3 protein-coding genes are annotated in these 2,492 nt (G+C 73.1%); all 3 read left to right on the plus strand.

Features of this window, described 5'->3' with window-relative positions:
- The first annotated feature begins 82 nt into the window (after positions 1 to 82).
- The 3 genes from AN218_RS30135 to AN218_RS30145 all read left to right on the plus strand — a co-directional run bounded on the left by AN218_RS30135 (position 83) and on the right by AN218_RS30145 (position 2,390).
- Positions 83 to 1,324 (plus strand): sensor histidine kinase, encoded by a 1,242-nt coding sequence (locus tag AN218_RS30135; protein WP_070020216.1) that lies wholly within the window; start codon positions 83 to 85, stop codon positions 1,322 to 1,324.
- On the plus strand, positions 1,300 to 1,803 hold the full coding sequence (locus AN218_RS30140) for a GNAT family N-acetyltransferase (RefSeq protein ID WP_338059654.1): 504 nt from the start codon (positions 1,300 to 1,302) through the stop codon (positions 1,801 to 1,803). The genes AN218_RS30135 and AN218_RS30140 overlap by 25 nt, the downstream gene beginning before the upstream one ends.
- A gap of 65 nt (positions 1,804 to 1,868) precedes the next feature.
- Entirely contained in the window at positions 1,869 to 2,390 is a 522-nt protein-coding gene (locus AN218_RS30145; RefSeq protein WP_070020215.1) for a DinB family protein, read from the plus strand.
- Positions 2,391 to 2,492: the final 102 nt, after the last annotated feature.

Here is a 2,492-nt window from a genome sequence, read left to right on the forward strand (position 1 = left end):
GGGAGCGCCGGGCGCCGGCGTCGGCACGGACGCCCCGCGTCCCGCGGGCCCGGCGGTCCCGTCGCCCCGTGTCCGCGCCGCCCTGCTCGCGGGAGTGCGGGGCCTGTCGCTGTGTCTGCTCTCGCTCGGCGTCTCGCTGACGCTGTTCATCCTGAGCGTCGTCTCGATCGCGCTGACCGTGCTCGGGGTCGGCCTGTTCACGACGCCCGCGGTGACGCACCTGGTGCGCATGCACGCCAACCAGCGCCGCTATCTCGCCCGCGACTGGGCGGGCATCACCGTCCAGTCGTCCTACCGTCCGCTGCCCGCCGCCGACGGCGTCGGCGCCACCGTCCGCCGCTGCACCACGCTGCTGCGCGACCCGGCGACATGGCGGGACCTCGTCTGGCTGCTGACCGACGCGGTCTTCGGCTTCGTCACCGCCCTCTTCCCGGCCGCCTTCCTGGCGTACGGCGCCGAGGGGTTCGTCATCTTCGCGGGCGTCTGGCGGGCCGTGCAGCACCACTACTGGTACGCCTTCATCCCCGTCGAGGGCTTCGGCACGGCGTTCCTGTGCGCCTGCCTCGGCTCCGTGCTGCTGCTCCTCGCGGCATGGCTGAACCCGTACTTCATCCAGGGGCACTTCCACCTCGTACGGGCGATGATCTCCCCGAGCCGCGACGCGCTGGAGCAGCGCGTGGAGCGGCTGTACGAGACGCGGCACGACGCCGTGGACTCCTCCGCCGCCGAACTGCGCCGTATCGAACGGGACTTGCACGACGGTGCGCAGGCACGTCTGGTCGCGATGGGCATGAGCCTCGGCACGATCGAGGCGCTCGTCGAGAAGGACCCGGCACAGGCGAAACGGCTCATCGCCCAGGCGCGGGAGAACTCCGCGGAGGCCCTGACCGAACTGCGCGACCTCGTACGCGGCATCCATCCGCCCGTGCTCGCCGAACGGGGCCTCGGCGACGCGGCGCGGGCCCTGGCGCTGCGCATGCAGATCCCCGTCGAGGCGGACGTCGACCTGGACGGCCGCTTCCCCGAACCGGTCGAGTCCGCCGCGTACTTCGCCGTCAGCGAGGTCCTCACCAACGCCGCCAAGCACGCGCGGGCCGACGGCGTCTGGCTCGACATCCACTACAGCGCCGACGCGGGCGGCATGCTGCGCATCGCCGTCACCGACGACGGCCGGGGCGGCGCCGACTTCGGCAAGGGCTCGGGTCTGGCGGGCGTGGAGCGGCGGCTCGGACAGCTCGACGGCATCCTCGCGGTGAGCAGCCCGCCGGGCGGCCCGACGATGGTGACGATGGAGATCCCGTGCGAGCCGGTCCGGCGGCGATGAACGGCCCGTACGAGGACGAACGGACGCGCGCGGGCGCCGAGCCGGACGCGGGGACGGACCCTGAGACGGACCCCGGGACGGAGCGGGGCGCGCGCTCGCGGCTGGAGGTGTGTCCGCCGCTCGGCGACGCCGCTCTCAACGCGCTGTTCGCCGCCGCCTGGCCCGGCCATGAACTCACCGACTTCGGCGCCCGGTTGAGGCGCAGCCTGCTCTGGGTCGCGGCGTTCCGAGGGGAGGAGCTGACGGGCTTCGTGAACGTCGTCGGCGACGGCGGCGTCCACGCCTTCGTCCTGGACACGACGGTGCACCCCTCGGCACGGCGCCGGGGTCTCGGCGTACGGCTCGTACGGCGCGCGGCCGACGAGGCACGGCGCGCGGGCGCCCGCTGGCTCCATGTCGACTACGAGCCGCATCTGACCGGTTTCTACGAGCGGTGCGGCTTCGCGCCGACGGCGGCGGGGCTGCGCCGGCTCGGCTGAACGTCCCCTCGTGAACGACCTCTTCTCTACGGGGCGTTGTCAGTGGTGCGCCGTAGCGTGCGGACATGACCTGGACCACTCCCGAAGTCCGCCGCCCGGAGCGCACGTTCACGGCCGACGAGCGCACGGCGCTGGAAGCCACGCTGGATTATCAGCGTGCGACGTTCCTCCACAAGTGCGGCGGCCTCACCGGCGAGCAGCTCGTGCTCCGGCCGGTCGGCCGCTCCACCCTCTCGCTGCTCGGCCTGGCCCGGCATCTGGCCGGAGTCGAACGCTGGTGGTTCCGCAACCATTTCGGCGGCGAACGCGAGTTGCCGTGGATCTTCTTCACCGAGGACAACCTGGAGGGCGACTTCGACGACGGCACGGCGGAGAGCGCCCAGGGCGACTTCGCCATCTACCAACGCGAGGTCGCCGCGGCCCGCGCCGCGGTCGCGGACCGTGCGCTGACCGACACCTTCCACCGCCCGAAGGGCGAACTGGCCGATCTGCGCTGCCTGTTCCTCTACATGATCGAGGAGTACGCGCGTCACAACGGCCACGCGGACCTGGTCCGCGAGCACATCGACGGCCGTACGGGGGAGTGAGGGGGCGGCCATGGCGTACGCGGTGGCGCTCCCGGCGGGTCGCGGCGGCCGGCTTCCGCTGCGGCGCGGCCCGCTCACGGGACACGGGCGCCCCGTGAGCGG

Source organism: Streptomyces nanshensis (assembly GCF_001751255.1).
Lineage (GTDB): Bacteria > Actinomycetota > Actinomycetes > Streptomycetales > Streptomycetaceae > Streptomyces > Streptomyces nanshensis_A.

Bases quoted from the DNA above. Each gene is read 5' to 3' on its own strand.
- AN218_RS30145 (WP_070020215.1), top strand. From the start codon at position 1,869: ATGACCTGGACCACTCCCGAAGTCCGCCGCCCGGAGCGCACGTTCACG.